Origin of the sequence: Algoriphagus vanfongensis DSM 17529, from assembly GCF_000429465.1 — a bacterium.
Lineage (GTDB): Bacteria > Bacteroidota > Bacteroidia > Cytophagales > Cyclobacteriaceae > Algoriphagus > Algoriphagus vanfongensis.
Genome location: NZ_AUBX01000009.1, coordinates 447774 through 470215, shown reverse-complemented (window position 1 = coordinate 470215; position 22442 = coordinate 447774). Strand labels below are relative to the sequence as shown.

19 protein-coding genes and 1 riboswitch are annotated in these 22442 nt (G+C 41.6%); of the genes, 16 read left to right on the top strand and 3 right to left on the bottom strand.

The features are described from left to right. Positions 1 to 4: 4 nt before the first annotated feature. Positions 5 to 919 (top strand): SMP-30/gluconolactonase/LRE family protein, encoded by a 915-nt coding sequence (locus G460_RS0103330; protein ID WP_026954036.1) that lies wholly within the window; start codon positions 5 to 7, stop codon positions 917 to 919. Between the two features lie 210 nt (positions 920 to 1129). Here G460_RS0103330 and G460_RS0103325 read toward each other — a convergent pair whose 3' ends face one another. The 3 genes from G460_RS0103325 to G460_RS0103310 all read right to left on the bottom strand — a co-directional run bounded on the left by G460_RS0103325 (position 1130) and on the right by G460_RS0103310 (position 5874). After that, entirely contained in the window at positions 1130 to 2497 is a 1368-nt protein-coding gene (locus tag G460_RS0103325; RefSeq protein ID WP_026954035.1) for a hypothetical protein, read from the bottom strand. A 22-nt stretch (positions 2498 to 2519) separates the two neighbouring features. Further along, complete coding sequence (locus tag G460_RS0103320; RefSeq protein WP_245578693.1) at positions 2520 to 4853, bottom strand: TonB-dependent receptor; 2334 nt, start codon at positions 4851 to 4853, stop codon at positions 2520 to 2522. 316 nt (positions 4854 to 5169) lie between these two features. Next, positions 5170 to 5874: a DsbA family oxidoreductase gene (locus G460_RS0103310; protein ID WP_026954033.1), complete on the bottom strand. Its 705-nt coding sequence runs from the start codon at positions 5872 to 5874 to the stop codon at positions 5170 to 5172. A gap of 228 nt (positions 5875 to 6102) precedes the next feature. Between G460_RS0103310 and G460_RS0103300 the strand changes: the two genes are divergently transcribed. The 15 genes from G460_RS0103300 to G460_RS21330 all read left to right on the top strand — a co-directional run bounded on the left by G460_RS0103300 (position 6103) and on the right by G460_RS21330 (position 22442). Further along, positions 6103 to 7350 (top strand): aminotransferase class V-fold PLP-dependent enzyme, encoded by a 1248-nt coding sequence (locus G460_RS0103300; protein ID WP_026954032.1) that lies wholly within the window; start codon positions 6103 to 6105, stop codon positions 7348 to 7350. Between the two features lie 390 nt (positions 7351 to 7740). Next, entirely contained in the window at positions 7741 to 8424 is a 684-nt protein-coding gene (locus G460_RS0103290; protein WP_026954031.1) for an N-acetyltransferase, read from the top strand. 30 nt (positions 8425 to 8454) lie between these two features. Further along, the gene (locus G460_RS0103285; RefSeq protein ID WP_026954030.1) at positions 8455 to 9648 is read left to right on the top strand and encodes an argininosuccinate synthase; all 1194 of its coding nucleotides are present in this window, start codon (positions 8455 to 8457) and stop codon (positions 9646 to 9648) included. Continuing rightward, positions 9641 to 10609 carry an N-acetyl-gamma-glutamyl-phosphate reductase gene (gene argC / locus G460_RS0103280; RefSeq protein WP_026954029.1) on the top strand — a complete coding sequence of 323 codons (969 nt, stop codon included), beginning with the start codon at positions 9641 to 9643 and terminating at the stop codon, positions 10607 to 10609. Before G460_RS0103285 ends, argC begins: the two co-directional genes overlap by 8 nt. 144 nt (positions 10610 to 10753) lie before the next feature. Beyond that, positions 10754 to 11887 (top strand): aspartate aminotransferase family protein, encoded by a 1134-nt coding sequence (locus G460_RS0103275; protein ID WP_026954028.1) that lies wholly within the window; start codon positions 10754 to 10756, stop codon positions 11885 to 11887. An 18-nt stretch (positions 11888 to 11905) separates the two neighbouring features. After that, the gene (locus tag G460_RS0103270) at positions 11906 to 12859 is read left to right on the top strand and encodes a Rossmann-fold NAD(P)-binding domain-containing protein (RefSeq protein ID WP_026954027.1); all 954 of its coding nucleotides are present in this window, start codon (positions 11906 to 11908) and stop codon (positions 12857 to 12859) included. Positions 12860 to 12870: 11 nt separating this feature from the next. Beyond that, positions 12871 to 13671 (top strand): acetylglutamate kinase, encoded by an 801-nt coding sequence (argB, locus tag G460_RS0103265; RefSeq protein WP_026954026.1) that lies wholly within the window; start codon positions 12871 to 12873, stop codon positions 13669 to 13671. Next, entirely contained in the window at positions 13671 to 14753 is a 1083-nt protein-coding gene (locus G460_RS0103260; protein WP_026954025.1) for a M20 family metallo-hydrolase, read from the top strand. Before argB ends, G460_RS0103260 begins: the two co-directional genes overlap by 1 nt. A 4-nt stretch (positions 14754 to 14757) precedes the next feature. After that, the gene (argH, locus tag G460_RS0103255) at positions 14758 to 16101 is read left to right on the top strand and encodes an argininosuccinate lyase (RefSeq protein WP_026954024.1); all 1344 of its coding nucleotides are present in this window, start codon (positions 14758 to 14760) and stop codon (positions 16099 to 16101) included. Between the two features lie 93 nt (positions 16102 to 16194). Beyond that, positions 16195 to 17739 (top strand): SulP family inorganic anion transporter, encoded by a 1545-nt coding sequence (locus G460_RS0103250; protein ID WP_026954023.1) that lies wholly within the window; start codon positions 16195 to 16197, stop codon positions 17737 to 17739. Between the two features lie 105 nt (positions 17740 to 17844). Continuing rightward, positions 17845 to 17953, top strand: a riboswitch (SAM riboswitch). Positions 17954 to 18107: 154 nt separating this feature from the next. Then, positions 18108 to 19412 (top strand): O-acetylhomoserine aminocarboxypropyltransferase/cysteine synthase family protein, encoded by a 1305-nt coding sequence (locus G460_RS0103245; protein WP_026954022.1) that lies wholly within the window; start codon positions 18108 to 18110, stop codon positions 19410 to 19412. 8 nt (positions 19413 to 19420) lie between these two features. Further along, positions 19421 to 20473, top strand: a complete 1053-nt coding sequence (locus G460_RS0103240; protein ID WP_026954021.1) for a homoserine O-acetyltransferase family protein — start codon at positions 19421 to 19423, stop codon at positions 20471 to 20473. Positions 20474 to 20613: 140 nt separating this feature from the next. Beyond that, a complete protein-coding gene (pdeM, locus tag G460_RS0103235) occupies positions 20614 to 21279 on the top strand; it encodes a ligase-associated DNA damage response endonuclease PdeM (protein ID WP_051315893.1) in 666 nt (221 codons plus the stop codon). Between the two features lie 57 nt (positions 21280 to 21336). Then, a complete protein-coding gene (locus G460_RS0103230) occupies positions 21337 to 22227 on the top strand; it encodes a cell division protein FtsX (RefSeq protein WP_026954019.1) in 891 nt (296 codons plus the stop codon). Between the two features lie 2 nt (positions 22228 to 22229). Continuing rightward, positions 22230 to 22442, top strand: a complete 213-nt coding sequence (locus tag G460_RS21330) for a DUF3098 domain-containing protein (protein WP_035463799.1) — start codon at positions 22230 to 22232, stop codon at positions 22440 to 22442.

The following is a 22442-nucleotide window of genomic DNA, read 5'->3' as shown; positions in this document are numbered from 1 at the left end:
ACCGATGAATAAAAAATTAATCACTTTGGGGCTAGGCTTACTACTGGCTCAAACCTCACTATTTGCTCAGATAGAAGATAAAAAAGGACTAGTCGCCAAAAATGCTGAATTGGTGAAAGTCAAAGATGGATTTTCTTTTACAGAAGGTCCGGCAGTCAATCGATTTGGCGATGTTTTTTTCACAGATCAGCCCAACGATAAGATTTACAAATGGAATGCTATTTCCAATGAAGTCAGCGTCTTTAAGGATAATGCAGGTCGGTCCAATGGCATGTATTTCATGCTAGACGGTACTCTTCTTACCTGTGCCGATGAAAACAATGAACTTTGGTCCATGGATACCGATGGGAATGAAACAGTCCTGATTTCAGCTTTCAAAGGAAAGAAACTCAATGGGCCGAATGATCTTTGGGTGAGACCGAAAGGCGGACTTTATTTTACAGACCCACTTTATCCTAGGGATTACTGGGAAGGCCTTCGCTCCGATGAAATGGAACAGGAAGGTCAAGACGTCTATTTCCTGTCGGAAGACAGAACAGAGCTTTTTCGCGTTGCGGATGACCTAGTCAAACCAAATGGGATAGTCGGCACTCCAGATGGAAAGCATCTCTATGTGGCTGATATTGGAGACAAAAAGACCTATCGCTATGATATCAGAGAAGATGGCTACTTGACCAATAAGACTCTATTCTGTGAAATGGGCTCTGACGGAATGACCATCGATCAGCGAGGAAATGTCTATCTGACTGGCGATGGCGTGACGGTTTTTGATAAAAAAGGAACTCAAATCGCCCACATCACTGTACCGGGTAAATGGACGGCCAATGTCGTTTTTGGATCTTTGACCCGAGACAAACTGTTTATCACAGCTATGGATGCTGTTTATACGCTAGATATGAAAGCTCGGGGAGTTTGGTAATAATTATCTGAATACCCGTTTTTATGTAAGCAAATTTGCTTTGCTAGAAGACCGGAGACAGGAGTAGCCTGAACTAGAAATTTGATATGATTAAGGATATCTAGATATTCGGTTTATCATTTCCTTTAAAACCGGATTACCTGAAATTAAAAAAGCCTGGAAATACTGCTTATAGCAATTTTTCCAGGCTTTTCTTGTTGGCTTTTCTAATTAGAATACGCCGATGAAGTGACTGCCTTCCACGTTTACTAGTTCAGCACCTTTGGTGACATTACCAGTTTCGGTATCTACCACATAGATGTTACCGTTTTTGCCCACAGGAGCTTGAGTCAGGTAAATATCATTTCCATGAACTGCGAAGCCTTGGTATTGGAATAGGTAAAAATCAGCTTCGTAAGGAATATCAGTGATTTTCTGAGCCGTTCTAGCTTCCAAGTCAACCAATGCAAAGAATCCTTGCGCACCGGCAACACCTGTTTCAGAGCTAGCATCTCTGTAAGCTACTACCGCTTTTCCATTTGCTGCTGGTCTCCAAGCCAAGATATATGCATCGTCTGTTCCCAACGCATTGTCCAAGCTGAAAACATAAGAATCATCATATTGATTGTTTGCTCCGATTTTCAGGATATGAGAGCCATTCGGGTCTCCTTGGTTTGCCTGATATACGCTACCATTGTATTCGAAAGCATTGATGCTACGATAGCCGTTGGTATTTCCGTAACCAACAGTAGAACTGATTACAGTCGGATTCAACAAAGAAGGATAATCCAACACGATGGTTTTAGAACCTAGGATTTCACCATCTCCATCGCTTTCTCCAGTTGCAGGATCTACCTTGCTCAAGCGAGCACCGATATACAACTTATCTCCAGCAGCATTCAAAGTAGGCATGTCAATTCTGGAAACATAGTATCCATTTGATTCCTCTTCTTCAGTAAGCTGAATAGAACTCTCTTGGAACTCAACAATCGTAGAATTCACCAAATCCAACGTCACTACACCCATGGTAGCTTCGGTACGAATGTAGGTATCATCAGAGGCATCGTCCGGAGTTCCATTGTCATCAAATTGATGCTCGGTATCTACATAAACAGCAGCACCTGTCTGGTCTCCGTCGAACAATTTGATCCATCTTGGAGCTGATCCCACATAAGGAGCAATACTCACAGAAGTCCCTTCTTGAGTGAATGTTTGTCCACCTTCTACAGAATATTTGGTATAGTTTCCTCCGGTGTCACCAGCGTAACTGATGTTAAAAATAGTATTGCCATCCTCAGAAGACTGCAATCTGGCAGTTCTGTTAGAAGGAACAATAAATCCGTTGTCGAAAGGCGCGATAGATACCGTAGGATCTTTTGCTTCATCACTGTTGAGTGAGTAAATCAGAGTACCCCCGTTGCCATCACCTGGGTTGTCACCCATTCTTGCAGCAGCTACAGTGATCCATCTAGCTTCTACTGGATCCGGATCTGGATCAGGAGTAGGATTTGGTTCTGGATCATCAGAACAGGAGACCAAAAGTCCACCTGCCAAGAGCAAAGCAGTCAGTTTGTGGTAGTTGATAAAATTTCGTTTCATGAGATAGGTATTAAATAAAAGGTTAGTAATTGTTGATTCTATAATTCAGTTTCAGATAAAAAGCTCTTCCCGGCTTTTGCACTGATAGGTTATCGTAAACGGGCTTGTCGAAGATGTTTTTGATGTCAAAACTCATCACCAACTTGTCAGTCGGGAACACGTAACTCACACCTAAATCCTGTGCTATTTGCTGTGGCACTTTGAAAAACTCATCTCCTACGGTATTGGAACCCTGAGGAACCAGATAGGAAAATTCTCCTGTGAAGTAAAGAGTGTAGAATAGATTGAGTCGAGAAGATTTCTGTATCAGATCTTTGAATGAATAGCGCATGCTGGTATTCATGGTAAAAAATGGAGTGTTGGGTACGTCAATCTCCACACCTCTGTTGACGATTTTCAGATCAAACCGGGAAACATTGAAGTTGACCCCAAAATTGTTATTGTAGGTATAGTCCACTTGCGCATCAAATCCTTTCGATGTTCCATTTCCCTGATTTTCATACAGGATAATTTCATCGTTGACATTCAAGGAAGTTTCGATCGGCAGGCCAATTCTATCCTTGATATTTCGAGTGAAAAGATTGGTGGAAACCGTAAAGTCATGCTTTTCTATATTGAATCTCCCAAATCGGAAACCTAAGTTGAAGTTGTTGCTTAGCTCCGGTCGGATGCTTGGATTGGCGACCACGTTGTCACCATCATTCCCAAAAACTTCGCTTTCGTTTGGTAGTCGAACTGCTTTTTCAGCAGAAGTCAGCAAGGTGACATTTGGAAGCAAAGCATAAGAAACGGTAAAACCATAGCCTTCATCTTTGGTGGTGGCACTTGTGACCTCGTCTATCAGCTCATTCGTCTCCGGATCGATGTCCGGGTCGATATTGATGGTTTCTTGCTGGTAGTATTTCCCAAATAGATTGGCACTAAACCTACCATCCATTGCATTGAGCTCATAGGTAAGAGACAGGATGTTTTTTCGAAGATCTCTCGTCCCTCTAAATGTATTTTCCAAAACAGATCTCAAAGCATCCGTATCTACCCTGTCTATGCTGCTGAACACATGATTGACCAATACTTTATGATGATCATTGATGGCATAGGAAAGCCCTGTTCTTGCAGATGCTACGTCTCTGTTGATTCTTGATAGCGTTGGGCCACCCTCCTGCTGAGATCTCCAAGAGTACTCATATTCATTGCCTCTGAAGTCAATTGCTTTTTCACCGTTCCAAGCATAGGCCCAAGCTAGGGTATCGCTCACCATCCGGTTTCGTTTACCATACAATGCATTGATATTGATATCCAGTCCTTTGGTGAATAGATCTCTTTTTTGATAAATCAGATTGCCCAGCTTGGCGTCGGATTCCATAAATCGATCCTTGTAGGGCATGATGGTCATGAAAGCGCCGTGCTGGATCTCTTTGTAATCACTGGAACCAGTAAATCCAATTAAAAACTGATCGGCCCATTTCACATCGGTATAGCCTATTTGGAATATTCCTCCTGATGATCTGTAGGCATCGTTAAATCTTCTAGCCTCTATGGGAGTTTGCACTCCTCCTAGTCCTGTGACGACGACACTTCTTCCTGAGACCTTGTAGTCGTTGTCAGAGTAGTTGTGAAAAAGAGAGCCTTTTACCGTAAATCCTGAATCTTTGAAACGGTACAGTCCATTGACACTTGCTTGAAGTGTATTGAATGAACCATAAGAAATGGATGCATTCAAATTGGATTGAGTGGAATTTTGAAGAACAATATTGATCGCACCACCCAAAGCATCATCCGCCAAGTGACCTGGTACGACCCCCTTGTACACCTCGATTTCCTTGATCATCGATGGAGGAATACTGTTTAGGTTGAATGAATTGCCATAGGCAGAAATCGGGATGCCGTCTATAAAGATGCGGACAGCACTTCCTGAAAGCCCATTCAAACTATAATTGACCTCGGAACCTAAGCCACCATTTTGGCGAATCTTGACCCCTACGGTAGTATTCAATAGTTCATTGGTCTGGATGTTTCTCAGGCTCGCTTCTTTGGTATCAATGACATTGACTGCAAATCCGGACTTTTCTATTTCAGTTTTATAGGACTCACCGATGACCTCAACTTCATCCAAATTGGTGTCTTTGGATCTCTTCAAGGTAGTGGTGAGGGTTTTAGAGTCAGTGTTGATTTCTACTTCAAACTCGTTTTGCTCTATTTCTATACTGGAAACCTGTACGCGGTGCTTGCCAAATGGAATATCCTGAATGGTGTAGTTGCCGGATTCATCCGAAAGTCCATGTTTTTTGACTGCGTGGATATACACAGTAGCAAATGTGACCGGCTGTCCATCTTCAAAAATCAGTTTTCCTGACAAGTTGCCACTCTGAGCAATTGACGTAGATAAACCAAGAAAGAAAATGCAGAAAATTTGTAGAAAAATCCCGCGAATCATGAGTGTGTGTAGAAGTATTCAAGGGCAAAAATACAATCTATTTGTAATTAGTCTAAATAGTAATTAGAATTTATTCAAATAAAGTTAAAATTCCAAGTAACAGTAGATCTTATTTGGATTGATTAAAAAGTTGAAACTTAACTACTTCAGTATGAAAATGAAAGGGAGAAAAAAAATCAAGATTTCTTGAATTATTTCTCCCTTTTAGCATTGAAAGTGGTCGATTACTTAAAAAATTCTAACAATTTCCATCTATATCACAAGAATCACCTTCATTTCCTTTGACGATCAATCCAGAATCCTTGGAAGTAAACTCAGCCCAAGCTTTCGAAATTGTTTCATCAAAGACTTCGTCAGGTTGAGCACCTGAGATTCCATATTTTCTATCCAAAACAAAGAAAGGAACTCCCCTTACTCCCACCAATCTCGATTCATAAATGTCCTGATTGACTTCTTCTAGATATTGCTCGGAGTTGAGCACTTCTTGCGTTTTTTCAGCGTCGAGCCCAATTTCCTCGGCCAACTTGAGGAGTGTATGGGGATCGTCTACATTCAACCCATCCGTGAAATAAGCTTTCAACAATCTTTCTTTCATTGCCGAACCTTTGCCTACAGACTGCGCAAAATGTATCAATCTATGACCATTGAGAGTATTGGCTACGACTGCTTTGTCAAAATCAAAAGTTAGCCCTTCATTGGCTGCAGCTTCAGTCACATACTTTGTAGCCTCTCGCGCTTGATCCATACTCCAGCCTTTGTTATTGGCTAGATTTTCCAAAGTGGAAATATTGGGATTGGTTTTTTCTTCGGGATTGAGCTGAAAACTTTTCCATTCGATTTCTATAGCTTCCTTATTAGGGAATTTTGCCAAAGCCTTTTCAAGTTTTCGCTTCCCGATATAGCAAAATGGACAAACGATGTCCGACCAAATTTCGATTTTCATAGATTTTGACTTATTTAGATTCAATCATTTTCCATTTAAAAGAGTTCAAGGTCCATCGTGAAAACCAAAGAATGCCCATCCTGTGCCATGGAAATAGATGCCAAGGCAGCTATTTGTCCCATTTGCAAATTTGAATTTCCCAAAAGAGCAGCCTGGATTAGCTGGTTGGCAATTTTTCTTTTGATAGTCTGGATTTTAAGTTACGTCCTATAACCACACCGATATCTTATGAATAAGCGCTCCTTTTTGAAATCATTGGCATTTTTAGGCATCTCGGGCTCGTTTGGCTTCAAAGAAAAAGTATCCCAAGTACCTGGAATTGACTTTTCAGCAGATAACTTTTGGGAGCAGATTCGTGCCGCTTACAAGTTGAAACCAGACTATATCAATTTGGAGAATGGCTACTATTGCTTTTTGCCTCAGGAAACGCTGGAAAAATACATCGAACACCTTCGCGAAGTCAACTACCAAGGCTCTCACTATATGCGTACTGTCCAGTGGGACAATAAAGCCAAAAGCGTAGCCATGCTCGCTGAGCTCGTAGGAGCCAAAGCAGAGGAAGTTATTTTGACTCGTAACACGACTGAGTCACTTGATTTGGTCATTTCTGGCTATCCATGGGAATCTGGCGATGAAGCGATTATGTCCAATCAGGATTATGGGAGCATGCTCAGCATGTTTGATTTGGCAGGTAGAAGGCACGGGATCTCAGTCAAAAGAATCGATATCCCCATGCATCCAGCCAATGATGAGGAGATCGTGGCAGTGTATGAAAGCGCTATCACCCCTAAAACCAAACTGATGATGGTGCCGGATATCGTCAATATCACTGGCCACATTCTGCCAGTCCGAAAAATCTGTGATATGGCTCATAGCCATGGCGTAGAGGTGATGGTAGATGGAGCCCATGCTGTCGGACAATTCACCTTCAATATGGAAGAGCTGCACTGTGACTACTATGGTAGCAGTCTGCACAAATGGCTCAGCGTGCCCCTTGGTGCCGGAATGCTCTATATCAAAGATGGAAAGGCCTCCAAACTCCAGCCTCTTCTTGCTCCATTTAACCTAGATGAAGAAGGGCTACATCGGCTAAATCATACCGGAACTCACGCTGTCTCTACAGATTTGGCAGTGATCAATGCGATAGAATTTCAGCAAAAAATCGGTTCGCAAAGAAAAGAAGACCGTCTCCGATACATTCAGCGCTATTGGTCGGATCAGGTGAGAGATCTTCCAAATGTTGTCATCAATACTCCTCTGGATCCGAAGAGGTCCTGTGCCATCGCCAATGTGGGAATTAGTACGATGAAACCTGCCGAATTGGCAAAGAGACTCTTGGATGAATACCAGATTTTCACTGTAGCGATAGATGGAGCGGGAGTCAAAGGCTGTAGAATTTCCCCAAATGTCTACACCTCAGAAGCAGATATGGATGCCTTTGTGACAGCTATCAAGCAGCTTTCTGGCAATGCATAGATTGAAAAATGACCAAATAATATTTGGTTTCATTGGTTAATCAGGAATTTAGGGCTGTTTTCATTGGAGCAAATTCAAGGAAGTCTAAGAAACTTTAAATTTTTGAAAAATTTTCTTGCAATTCCTTCACAAAGGAATCAATTTTGCAGTCCAATTGAAATGATTAACACAGTAAACATAGCGCCAAAAACTTCTCATCCTATCGCAATCGAATTGCGTTTGGCTGCTACTTTGCTTTTTTCTCCTTTGAGGAGGCACAGGTTCTTTTTCAGGGTCTGACCCTGTAGTATTTCTTGTTTTCCTTCGCGGAAGACTGCCCCGGCCAAATTTTCCCTTTTAATCATTTATTACCTCCCCGGCTTGATCGGGAATCAATTCATGTCATAGTCCATGGAAGATATCTCATTTAAAATACTTGTAGCTGATCCCTCACATAAGGTTTATTCGGAAATCATCACCGAAGAAATGGCAAGCTCTGCCAAAGCCCGTGGAACCGGAATCGCTAAAAGATCTCCAGCATACATCGAAACCAAAATGGATGAAGGCAAAGCTGTCATTGCTTTGACCAGTGATGGCGTATGGGCTGGATTTTGCTACATCGAGGCATGGGGACATGGGAAATACGTCGCCAACTCTGGCTTGATCGTCAACCCTGAATTCAGAAAATATGGCCTTGCCCGCAAGATCAAACAAGAGGTTTTCAAACTAAGCCGATTAAAATTTCCTGATTCCAAAATCTTTGGCTTGACTACAGGTGCCGCAGTGATGAAAATCAACTCTGAGCTGGGTTATATTCCTGTATCCTATTCTGATCTGACAGATGACAATGAATTCTGGAAAGGCTGTCAGAGCTGCATCAACTATGAGATTTTGATGTCCAAAAATCGTCAAAACTGTCTTTGCACTGCGATGCTATATGATCCTACTGCCAAGAAGAACCAATTGCAGGAAATAGCTCTCAGAGAGAATTTCAAAAAAGATCTCAAACTATTTGACCGTTGGGTCAGATTGAAAAAATACGTTATGCTGAAATTGAACAAAACCAAAGATTCAGCACTAAATTTATTCCTTTAATTAGTACGTTTTCACATACCCTTTCAACATATGAAAAAAGTAGTTTTAGCCTATAGTGGTGGTTTGGACACCACCTTTTGCGCCCTGCACCTGTCCAAAGATTTAGGATATGAAGTTCACGCTGTATTGGTCAATACAGGTGGATTCTCAGAAGAAGAATTGGAAACAGTAGAATCCAGGGCCAAAAGTTTGGGGATAGCTTCTTTCAAAATCTTGGAAGTGGTCGATACCTACTATCAAGAGGTGATCAAATACCTGGTTTTTGGAAACGTATTGAAAAACCAAACTTATCCCCTATCTGTATCTGCTGAACGTATTTTGCAAGCGAAATCTTTGGCTGAATATGCGAAGTCAATCGGTGCCAAAGCTGTAGCTCACGGCTCAACAGGAGCTGGAAATGATCAGGTTCGTTTCGATATGATTTTTCAGACGATCGTTCCAGATATCGAAATCATCACTCCTATTCGTGATTTGAAACTTTCTCGTCAAGAGGAAATCGAATATTTGAAAAAGCATGGTGTAAGCATGAACTTCGAGAAAGCTGCCTACTCTATTAATAAAGGAATTTGGGGGACATCTGTAGGTGGAAAAGAGACTTTGACTTCCTCAGAATATCTTCCTGAAGAAGCTTGGCCTACTCAAGCAACTGAAACCGAGCCAAAAGAAATCAAATTGACTTTTGTTCAAGGTGAATTGAAAGGTGTCAACGGTGAGACTTTTGAAAACCCTGTAGATGCGATCCAAAAGGTACAAGCGATGGCGGCTCCTTATGGAATCGGAAGAGATATTCACGTAGGTGATACCATTATCGGTATCAAAGGTCGTGTAGGTTTCGAAGCTGCTGGCCCATTGATTATCATCAAAGGACATCAGTTGTTGGAAAAGCACACCTTGACCAAATGGCAACTCTTCTGGAAGAATCAGCAAGCTGAATTCTACGGTAACCACTTGCATGAAGGACACTATCTAGATCCTGTGATGAGAAACCTCGAAGCCTTTATGGCTAGCACTCAAGAGTTCGTGAGTGGAGATGTTAAAGTTCTGCTTCAGCCTTACAGATTCACTTTGATTGGCATCGAATCAGATCACGATTTGATGTCTTCCAAATTTGGAAGCTATGGAGAAATGAACAAAGGATACACAGGAGAGGATGTGAAAGGATTTACTCGAATTTTGGGTAACCAAACGGCAATTTTCCATAAAGTAAATAGTACCGATGACTAAGATCAAAACAGCTGTCATAGGCGCCGCAGGCTATACCGGAGGGGAACTTTTAAGATTATTGGTTCATCATCCGGCCTGTGAGTTGATCTATGTGCATTCAAATAGCCAAAAAGGAAAGACTGTCTCAGAAGTACACCCTGACTTGATTGGGGATTGTGACTTGGTTTTTACCGATGAAGTACAAACAGAAGGAATTGACGCAGTTTTCTTAGGATTACCACACGGTCAAACCAAAGGTTTTCTTGAAGAACATTCCTTCCCTGAGTCTACAGTCATCATTGATTTATCAACGGATTTCCGGGACGAAAGCAATGACTTCATCTACGGTCTTCCTGAGGTAAATGCTGAAAAGATCAAGACTGCTAAGAAGATAGCAAATCCAGGTTGTTTTGCAACCGGTATTCAATTGGCTTTGGCTCCGGCAATTTCCAAAGGATGGGTGAAAGATGCTGTGCATATTTCAGGAACCACTGGAAGCACTGGAGCCGGAAAGAAATTGGCAGAAACTTCCCATTTCAGCTATCGAACTGGAAACCTATCTGTTTACAAGCTTTTCACGCATCAACATCTCAAAGAAATAAAGCAGACTTTTGGACAATTGAATCAGGGCTTTGATTCAGAATTGCTTTTTGTCCCCTATCGAGGCAACTTCTCTCGTGGGATTTGGGTGACTGCCTACTTCCCTTTTGAAGGCACTGAGGAAGAAGCTGTCAAAGCTTATGAGGAATTTTATAAGGATGCTGCCTTTACGCATGTTTCCAAAAAGGACATCGATTTAAAGCAGGCTGTAAATACCAATAAATGCATTGTCTATATTCAAAAAGAAGCCGGACAATTGGTGGTTTATTCTGCGATTGATAACCTGTTGAAAGGAGCTTCTGGGCAGGCGGTTCAGAATTACAATTTGGCTTTTGGATTGGATCAGAGGATGGGCTTGAATCTAAAAAGTATAGCATTTTAATAGACTTAAGACGCTAGACACAAGATTCTAGAATGCAAAAGCTTTTCATGTTTTTGCATCCCCCTATTTAAAATTTCAATTTTGGAAAAGAAGTTTGAGGTCGAGATTTACCTCGTACTTCAAAAATCGTAATTCGTAAATCTCATGAAATTATTTGATGTATATCCTCTCATTCCAGTCACAATTGACAAAGCGCAAGGCGCTCAACTTTGGGATGAGAATGGTCAAGAATATTTAGATCTCTACGGAGGTCATGCAGTTATTTCCATTGGTCACACCCATCCTCACTATGTGAAGCGAATCAAAGACCAATTGGACAAAATGGGATTCTATTCCAACTCGATCCAAATCCCTATTCAGAAAGAGTATGCTGAAAAATTAGGCGAGCTTTCAGGCCTTCCTGATTATCAATTATTCCTTTGTAATTCTGGCGCTGAAGCCAACGAAAATGCTATCAAAATGGCTTCGTTTGCAACAGGTAAACCAGGTTTCATTGCTTTTTCTGGTGGTTTTCATGGAAGAACCTCAGGAGCTGTCGCATTGACTGACAATCCTAAAATCGTTGCTCCATGTAATGCTCGAGAGGATTTTCACATCCTTCCTTTTGGAGATTTGGAGTCTGTGGAAAAGACTTTGAAAGCAGGAAACATTGCGGGAATCATCATAGAAGGAATCCAAGGTGTAGGTGGAATTCAAGTTCCATCTCCTGAGTTTTTGAAAGGTCTGGCAGATCTTGCTAAAAAATATGAAGCCAAATTGATTTTGGATGAGGTTCAGTCTGGATTTGGACGTACAGGGAAGTTCTTTGCTTTCCAAAATGTAGAAGGAATTGCTCCCGACTTGATTACTATGGCCAAAGGAATGGGAAATGGCTTCCCGATCGGCGGCTTGTTGATCTCTCCTGAGTTCCAAGCTAGCTATGGACTTTTGGGGACCACTTTTGGAGGAAACCATTTGGCGTGTGCAGCTGGTATTGCTGTCTTGGAAGTGATGGAGCAGGAAAATTTAATAGCTAAGTCTCAGGAGCTTGGAGAGAAAGTGATTGCAGAGCTGAAAACCATCCCAGGAGTGAAGGAAGTTCGTGGAACAGGATTGATGGTTGGAATTGATTTGGATCGAGACGCTGGACCTGTAAGATCTGAATTGGTGAACAAATACAAAATATTCACTGGTTCGGCTTCCAAAAAGGAAACGATTCGATTGCTCCCGCCCTTGTCCATTGAATGGAATCAATTAAATTCGTTTTTAGTAGCCCTAAAGGAAATCCTGAGCAAATAATCTTTGATGAATTCTTCAATTACCCATTTTACACAATTCGACTCCAAGGCATTAGGTGAGCAACTCATCCAAGATGCTCTTTATTTCAAATCCAATCCTCGTGCGGATATTACCAAAGGAAGAGGAAAAAGGATTGGTTGTATTTTCCTAAATCCTTCCCTAAGAACAAGAGTTTCTACTCAAATAGCAGCTCAAAATCTAGGTATGGAACCTATTGTCCTGAATATGGACAAAGAAGGCTGGGCTTTGGAAATGAAAGAAGGAGCTATCATGAACCAGGGTACTGTGGAGCATATCAAGGATGCTGCAGGTGTTTTGGGGACTTATTTTGATATTTTGGCAATCCGTGCTTTTCCTACACTTACTGATAAGGAAAGCGATATCAATGATTATGTGATTAGCCAGTTTATGAAGTACACCGGTACTCCTATCGTCAGCTTGGAGTCTGCTATCAGACATCCACTTCAAAGTTTGGCCGATCAGATCACGATTCGGGAACATAGTCAGGAAAGCAAAAAGCCAAAGGTTGTTTTGACTTGGGCTCCTCATATCAAAGCGATTCCTCATGCTGTAGCCAATAGCTTTGCAGAATGGACGTCTGGAATGGAACATGACCTGACGATTACCCATCCTGAAGGTTATGAGTTGGATGAGAAATTCACCAAAGGAGCCAAAATCGAGTATGATCAATCCAAGGCTTTGGAAGATGCTGACTTTGTTTATGTGAAAAACTGGTCTTCTTTTCAGGATTATGGTAAAATCCATCATACAGACCCTTCTTGGATGTTGACCGAGGAACATTTAAAGAATGCTCCAAATGCCAAAATTATGCATTGTTTGCCAGTGAGAAGGAATGTGGAATTATCCGATGAGATGTTGGATGGGTCGCGGTCTTTGGTACAAAAGCAAGCAGAAAATAGAATATACGCTGCCCAATCGGTGATCAATCACTTGTTGGATAGTAATTTTTAAGTACCCTTATTATGAAGATTAGTATTATCAAAATCGGTGGCAATGTGATTGACTTTCCTGAAAAGCTCGATGAGTTTTTAGGACAGTTTGCCAAATTTCCCGGTCATAAAATTTTGGTCCATGGCGGAGGAGTTATGGCTTCTCGATTTGGTGAATCTTTGGGAGTAATGCCAGAAATGGTTGATGGTAGAAGGATCACAGATAAGGATACTTTGGATGTCGTGACCATGGTTTATGCCGGTTTGATCAATAAAAATATCGTCGCAAAACTTCAGGCCCTTCATGTAAATGGAATTGGAATGAGTGGAGCAGACGGAAATATCATCCGATCAAAAAAGCGTCCTGTCAAAGGAATTGACTATGGTTTTGTAGGTGATATACAAGAGGTTAATACTGACTTGATCAAGCATTTGTTAAGTGGAGATCTAGTGCCAGTGTTGAGTGCTATTACTCATAATAAAAAAGGACAGCTGCTCAATACCAATGCAGATAGCATCGCGTCTGCCCTAGCCACAAGTTTGGCAAAAGAGCATCAGGTCAATCTTTATTTCTGCTTTAACAAAAGCGGTGTCCTTTTGGATGAAAAGAATGAAGGCTCGATTATTCCTAGGATCAATGAGGATATTTATGCCGAGCTGAGAAAGGAAAATGTGATCCACTCAGGGATGATCCCGAAGCTTGATAATGCTTTCGAAGCCCTTCAAAAAGGCGTTCACAATGTATGGATCGGAAAAGCTGAGAATTTGATGCTTTCTACCAAAGGAAAACTTTCAGGCACGATCATCGAGCGACACAGATACGACCTATATTGATGGAAAAGCAAAAAGCACTTGTCCAAGATGCTATTCAGCTGCTGAAGGATCTGATCGCTACTCCTTCGCTTTCAAGAAAAGAAGAAGATACAGCCACTCTGATCAGCAGGTTTTTTATTGGTAAGAGTGTAGAGTTTCAGCGAAAAGGCAATAATATTTGGGCGTATGCCAGCAAATATGACGCTTCCAAACCAAGTATCTGGTTGAATTCACATCATGACACTGTCAAGCCAAATGTCGGCTATACCAAAGATCCTTACCAAGCTATAGTTGAGGATGGGAAGCTTTTTGGATTAGGTTCCAATGATGCCGGAGGTCCGTTAGTTTCTTTGATCGCAGCTTTTCTTTATTTCAAAGGCAAAGAGCTTCCATTTAATCTGATACTTATCGCCTCTGCTGAGGAGGAAATTTCCGGCCCTCACGGGATTGCTCATGTGCTTTCGGAACTTCCCGATCCGGAATTGGCTATTGTAGGAGAACCAACTCTTATGAATATGGCAGTGGCAGAAAAAGGCTTGATGGTCATTGATGCGAAAGTTCATGGCAAGGCTGGTCACGCTGCGCGAGAAGAAGGTGAAAATGCGCTTTACAAGGCTTTGGATGACTTGATCAAGATTCGAAACTTTGAATTCAGAAAAGTTTCTCCTTTTCTGGGAAAGACAAAAGTATCAGCCACTATCATCCATGCCGGAAGTCAACACAATGTCGTTCCCGATCTGTGTGAATATACGCTAGATGTAAGAGTGACGGATGCTTATACTTTGGAAGGAGCTCTGACCGAACTCAAAAAATGTCTGGTCGCAGAGCTACAACCACGCTCTATGAGGCTCCAAAGTTCACATGTTCCAGAAGGTCATTTGATTTTGAAAGTGGCTGATGAATTGGGCTTGGAACAGTATGGCAGCCCTACTCTATCTGATCAAGCCTTGATCCCATTTCCTTCTGTGAAAATCGGTCCAGGTGACTCTGCACGCTCACACACAGCGGATGAATTCGTCTATTTGGATGAAATAGAAAAAGGAATAGCTGGGTACATTCAGCTACTCGAAACATATGCCTCTCTAAAATCTTCAAAAATATAATCCCATGAAAATCTGGCAAAAAGCCACCGATAGCAAAAAAGAAGTTGAATCATTTACTATCGGTAGAGATCCCGAATTTGATTTGGTTCTCGCTCCCTTTGATGTCCTTGGCTCTATGGCTCATGCACATATGTTGGCAAAAATAGGATTGCTAACAGATGAAGAAAATGAGATTTTGCAGAAGGGATTGAAGGAGATTTATCTGGAGATTGAAGCCGGTGATTTCGTGATCGAGCCTGGTGTGGAAGATGTACACTCGCAGGTTGAATTTTTGTTGACAAGTCGCTATGGAGATGTCGGGAAAAAGCTTCACTCTGGTAGAAGCAGAAACGATCAAGTTCTTGTGGATTTGAAATTGTATTACCGGGATGCTATTCGTGGTCTGGTAAAAGCAAGTTCGGACTTATCTTCCCTACTTTTAGAATTGGCCGAAAAACACAAGAAGGATCTGATGCCGGGTTATACCCACACGCAATTGGCTATGCCGTCTTCTTTTGGATTATGGTTTGGAGCTTTCGCTGAAGGAATCAGTGAAGATTTAGGCTTATTAAAAGCCGCTTTTGACTTGACCAATAAGAACCCGCTGGGCTCTGCAGCCGGATATGGATCTAGTTTTCCTTTGGATAGAACTCTGACTACTCAACTACTGGGTTTTGCTGATTTGCATCACAATGTGATCAATGCGCAGAATAGTCGAGGAAAAACTGAAAGAACACTAGGTTTTGCGGTTGCTGGAATGGCTGGAACACTCAATCGATTGGCTGATGATGTTTGCTTGTTTATGAATCAACATTTTGGTTTCATCAAGTTTCCTGACGAATTGACGACAGGATCGAGCATCATGCCCCATAAGAAAAATCCAGACGTGTTTGAGTTGATCCGAGCCAAAACCAATCAGATTCAGGCAGTGCCAAACACAATTGCTCTATTATTGACTAATTCGACTACTGGTTATCATAGAGATCTGCAGCTGTTGAAAGAAGAAATATTCCCGGCAATTGATTCTCTTCAATCTTGTATTGAGATGACAACTTTTATGTTGAAGTCGATTCAGATCAAATCTGGTATTTTGAAAGATTCATTTTACAAGCATTTGTTTTCCGTAGAGGTGGTCAATGAATTGGTACTGAAAGGAATGCCTTTCCGAGATGCATATAAAAAAGTTGGTTTGGATATAGAAAAAGATGATTTTGCTCCAGATCAGAGTCAATTAAATCACAGCCATGAAGGCAGTATTGGCAACTTAAATCTTTCTGAAATTCAGGAGAAATTGGAAAAGGCAGTTCATGAATTTCAGTTTGAAAAAATTGACACTGCATTTCAGGCGCTTTTAGCAAATGCCAAATAGGATTTTGTATAGGTAAGGTTTTATTTTAAATAGATTCGGTTATTTTTGAAATAGTAGAATCTTCAAAGATTTACCTAACAAAAACCCTTACCTATGAAGAATAACCTTTTTGGGGATAACCTGAAATATGATCTCAAATCGAGTCTTGTCGTATTTTTGGTTGCCCTGCCCCTATGTTTGGGGATTGCTGTAGCGAGTGGGGCTCCTCCCATGGCTGGATTGATTGCCGGAATTATCGGCGGCATTGTAGTCGGCTCATTTTCTGGTTCCAATGTCAGTGTCAGTGGTCCTGCCGCTGGCTTGACGGTGATCGTATTGGACGCCATTTCTTCACTTGGTACTTTCGAATTGTTTTTGGCTGCTGTGGTGGCAGCTGGTATTATTCAGTTTATACTAGGACTACTCAAGGCAGGTATTTTGGGGTACTATTTTCCCCACTCTGTGATCAAGGGGATGCTTACGGCTATTGGCTTGATTTTGATTTTGAAGCAGATTCCTCATGCATTTGGCTACGATAAGGATACCATGGGCGACGAAGCTTTTCTGCAAGCAGATTCCCACAATACAATAACTGAAATCTGGTACGCCATCCAGTATTTCAGTCCGGGAGCAATTCCAATTGTATTGATTTCTCTTGCCTTGATTATTTTCTTCGAAAAGCCTCAAATCAAAAACCACCGAATTTTTGGACTAGTCCCAGGTGCACTATGGGCCGTAATTGCAGGGATCGTAATCAATCAACTGTATGGTGTGATCCAGCCTTCCTGGCAGCTTGATGGAGAGCATCTGGTGTCTATTCCGGTCGCCAGTAGTTTGGCAGGATTGGGTGATTTGCTGACTTTCCCTGATTTTGGATTGGTGCTTACCCCAGAATTTTGGATCATAGCTTTTACCATTGCGGTAATTGCAAGTATAGAAACACTTCTATGTCTGGAAGCTGGAGACAAAATGGACCCTTATAAAAGAATTTCTCCTGCTTCTAAAGAACTGGTAGCTCAGGGAATCGGAAATACTGTTTCTGGATTGATAGGTGGTCTACCTGTGACAGCGGTGATTGTGAGAACATCCGCCAATGTCAATTCAGGAGCAAAAACCAAAATGTCAGCAGTTTTTCACGGCGTTTTGCTGTTGGTTTTAGTAATCGGCATTGCCAATATTCTGAATATGATACCACTAAGTTGCTTAGCGGCTGTACTTTTCGTGGTCGGATATAAACTCGCCAAACCTGCACTTTTCATCAACGAATACAAAAAAGGATGGAATCAATTCATTCCATTTGTAGTGACTGTGATTGCCATACTATTCACAGATCTTCTCGTAGGGATTGGTATCGGGATGGTTTTTGGAATTTTTTTCGTCATCCGGACCAATTACCAAAATGCCATCATCATGACCCAGCAAAACGGGAAGTACTTGGTCAAGCTTCAAAAGGATGTCTCCTTTCTCAACAAAGCTTCATTGATGAAAAAGCTTTCTGAAATCCCTCCAGAAAGTGATGTGATCTTAAATGCTTCCCAAGCAGGGTTTATTGATCATGATATCCAAGAGGTATTGAATGACTTCATAGATTCCTCTACTGATAAAAACATCAATGTAAGCATCGAGGGATTTGACTATAATCTCAAAAAAGTGCTTTAAGTCAACTTCCAAAATTTATTATTTCTAGAAACTAGGTGAATTTCCTTTTGAAAATTCACCTAGTTCATTTTACTTTGCAGCATCCTTTCACTTTTTAAGTGCCGGGATTTATAAAGAAGAGGCGAGAGACAGGCTCGATGACCCTCTGGCAACCTGGAAATACCAAGGTGCCAATTCCTGCCAGATGAGAAGGTCTCATTTGGAACTATAAATTCTCTGCGATATGACCAAAGGATTTTCTATCCCACTTTCAGGTAAAACCACCCCTACTCTTTCTCAGAGATTTTCGAGTATTTCAGCGTCTACAAGCGTTTTTCGTTTGGGATGTTTTTCATTGTCTTTTTTCTAAAACCATAAACCCATTCATTATGTCCACGAATTATCGTTTCGAAACACTCCAACTTCATGCCGGCCAAGAGCCAGACACCGCTACCAATGCGAGAGCTGTGCCTCTCTATCAGACTACATCTTATGTTTTCAACTCAGCAGAGCATGGAGCCAATCTTTTTGGCTTAAAAGAATTCGGGAACATCTACACCCGAATCATGAACCCAACTACAGATGTTTTTGAAAAACGTCTAGCTGCTTTGGAAGGCGGCGTAGCCGCTGTGGCTACAGCTTCCGGTCAGGCAGCGCAGTTCTTAGCTTTGAACAATATTCTGCAGGCTGGTGAAAATTTTGTTTCCACTTCATTCTTGTATGGAGGTACGTACAATCAATTTAAGGTTGCTTTCAAAAGAATTGGAATCGAAGCAAGATTCGCCAAGGGAGATTCCTCGGAAGCGTTTGAAAAATTAATCGATACCAAGACCAAAGCGATTTATCTGGAAACTATCGGTAACCCAGAGTTTAATATTCCTGATTTTGAAGGGATCGCTGCGGTAGCCAAGAAGCATGATATTCCTTTGGTAGTTGACAATACTTTTGGTGCTGGAGGTTATTTATTCAATCCTATAGCTCATGGAGCCAATATCGTGACACATTCAGCTACCAAATGGATAGGCGGACATGGTACATCCATCGGAGGAGTCATCATCGATGCAGGTAATTTCAACTGGGGAAATGGAAAATTCCCACAATTCAGCGAACCTTCAGAAGGTTATCATGGCTTGAATTTCTGGGAGGTTTTCGGGGAAGGAAATCCACTTGGCCTGCCAAATATCTCATTTGCCATTAGAGCTCGAGTAGAAGGATTGAGAGACTTCGGCCCTGCTATTAGTCCATTCAATTCTTTTATGCTATTGCAAGGTCTGGAGACACTTTCTCTTAGGGTGCAGAGAACAGTAGATAATGCTTTGGAACTGGCAAAATGGCTGGAATCTCATCCGAAAGTGCAAAAAGTAAACTATCCGGGATTGGAGTCTTCTCCATACCATCATCTGGCCAAAAAATACCTAAAAAATGGATTTGGAGGAGTGTTGAGTTTTGAAGTCAAAGGTGATAAAGAACAAACATCTGCAATCATCAATAGCCTGCAACTGATCTCTCACCTTGCCAATGTAGGCGATGCCAAAACTCTGATCATTCAGCCATCGGCTACGACGCATCAGCAGCTTTCTGAAGAAGAACAAAAAGCCGCAGGCGTCACTCCTACCCAGCTGCGGATATCGCTGGGTATCGAACACATAGAAGATATCAAAGCTGACCTACAGCAAGCTTTTGATTCAATATAACATCACGAATGAACCTTAAAAGTCAATACGCTTCGATTACCATGTCTTTGGAATTATTTCAATCCTTTGAACCCCTGGCATTAGAGTCAGGGGAGTCATTTTCCCAATTTGATGTTGCCTACACGACTTATGGAAGTCTCAATGCAGACCAGTCCAATGTAGTATGGGTAGTACATGCTTTGACTGGCGACTCCAATGCTTCAGATTGGTGGAGTGGATTGATAGGAGAAGACAAATTCTTTGACCCTTCGGACAAATTTATTATTTGTGCCAATTTGCTGGGGTCTAATTATGGATCTACCAATCCCCTGAGCAAAAATCCAGATACGGGGGAAACTTACTACTATGACTTTCCCCACGTGACACCGCGAGATTTGTCCAATTCATTGGAAAGACTCCGAAATCATCTAGGGTTGAATCAAATTCATACCTTAATCGGAGGTTCTTTGGGTGGACAGGTGGCTCTAGAATGGGCTATCACACTGGGTTCCAAGCTGAAAAATTTAGTGGTTTTGGCTTCCACAGCTCAATCATCCCCTTGGGTGATCGGTTTCAATGAGACCCAGAGAATGGCCATCGAGTCTGATTGTACCTGGGGTGATCAAAGTGAGTTTGCAGGTCAAAAAGGACTGGAGACTGCAAGAGCTATCGCTATGCTCAGCTATCGTCATCCCGGGGATTTGCAGAAAAAACAAAAGGACCAAGATCCTAAATTGGACAATTTCAAAGCTTCATCCTATTTGCGATACCAAGGGCAAAAACTAGCCAAGCGCTTCAATGCACTATCCTATTGGACCTTGTCCAAAACTATGGATAGCCATGATTTGGGGAGAAATAGAGGTGGATTGGAAGCAGCTTTGGCTATGATCGAGGCAAAGGTATTGACTGTAGGTGTGGATACGGATTTACTCTTTTTACCAGCAGAGTCTCAATTCATTTCCAAACATGTCAAAAGAGGGACTTACAAGGAAATCAAATCATCAGCAGGCCACGATGCGTTTTTGATCGAGTTTGAGCAGTTGAGTTATTTTCTTCAATCCTTTTATCTGGAACAGCAATAAAAGTTAAAATTTGGATTACGTTTTTTTAAACCTCCATGGATATTCCATGGAGGTTTTTTGGTTTTAGAATGTCAGCTATTGTCAGAAAATTCAATCTTGTCCTAGTTCAATCAACGCTTTCAAATTAGCTTTGATCCACCATGCAACAAAAACTGAATCAGGCAATCATTGAACATGCGGGGTTGGAATTATGGCTTTTGAAGGAGAAGGCCATCTGGCTTCCTGAATTACAAACTCTTTTAATCTCTGATGTACATTTTGGCAAAGCAGCTCATTTCAGAAAGTCCGGGATTCCCATTCCTGAGCCGATTCATGATCGGGATTTGGAGCTATTAGCAAGCCTGTTTGAGCAATACTCGCCTACTCATGTCTATTTTTTAGGGGATTTATTTCATAGTGACTGGAATGGCCAATGGAGCGTTCTGATGCAGTTTTTGGATCAATTTGAGGAGGTTACCTTTCATCTTGTCTTAGGAAATCACGATATACTTTCTGATGATTTCTATACAGATAGCAGGTTGCAAATCCACAAAGAGCCGGTTATTTATGGAGCTCTCATGCTATCCCATGAGCCAATGGACTTTGTGCCAGAAGGCTTGTTGAATTTGTGCGGCCACATTCATCCAGGGATTCGCCTGAGAGGTTTGGGGCGGCAATCAGTGAGAATTTCTTGTTTTTTTTGGGAAAAGCAACGATTGATTTTGCCTGCCTTTGGCAATTTCACAGGGCTCGCCCTGATGAAAGCAGCTCCGACCGCAAAAATTTATGGAATTACCACAGAAAAAGTGATTCTTATCCAATCCTGAAACAAATTGGCAAAATCCTTGGGGATGCTTAGCTTTGGTCAGAATTCTTAACACTACATGGCAAATTACCCTCGCAAGAAAAAGACTTTAGGGCATTTCAAATACGGAAGCGTACTCTTTAGCACCACTCTTTCCCTTTTTATTGTTGGCCTTTTTGGAGTCATTTTGATTCAGGCAAAAACACTCACTAGTCTGATTCGGGAAAATGTGGAAGTGCAGATTTTTCTCGATAAGAATCTTGAAGCAGAGGAAATCACCACTATTAAAAATAATCTAGCCAGTAGGCCATTCGTGCTCATCAAAGCAGATACAGTGAGCCTTCGATACATTTCCAATGAGGAAGCTGCAGCTACGTTTATTGAAAGTACAGGTGAGGATTTTACAAAGTTTCTGGAAGATAATCCCTTGAGAGATAGCTATGTGATTACAATTTCTGAGGAGTTTCAGACAGCTGAGCAGTTAGAAAGCATCGCTGGAGAACTAGAAGCGATTCCAGGAGTGTTTGAGGTTTCCTATATGACTGACTTGGTCGAATCCATCAACAAAAACTTGGTAAAAGTCAGCTTGGTAATGGGTGGTTTTATCTTGATTTTGATTATTACCGTGGTCATGCTCATCAACAATACGATCCGACTGGCCTTGTTTTCTCAGCGTTTCCTGATACGCTCCATGCAGTTGGTCGGTGCTACCAGAGCATTTATTAGAAAACCTTTCTTGATGCGTTCTTGGGTATTTGGGATGCTTGCAGGAGCTTTTGCATCCGTGATTCTATTTGGCCTGATATCCTATACACAGACGGCGATTGAGGGCTTTGCACTACTTCAAAATCAGGAACTGATGTTGATCTTGTTTGGAATTTTGGTAGTGGTGGGTGGAATTCTATCAGTTCTCAGTACCTTGCGTGCTGTGAACAAGTATCTCAATATGACCTTGGACGAATTGTATTAATTATGAGTAAAGCATCTTTTCCATTTTCACGAAAAAATTACAAACTGATGTTTATCGGAATCGGTTTGATCGTATTGGGATTTGTATTGATTTCCTTGGATTCTGAGCCGCATGGTAATGGTATCCTAGGTTTGACTATCGGCCCGATCGTGACCCTTGCCGGATTTATTTTTGAGTTTTATGCCATCTTGGCAAAATCAGAAAAGAATAGCTGA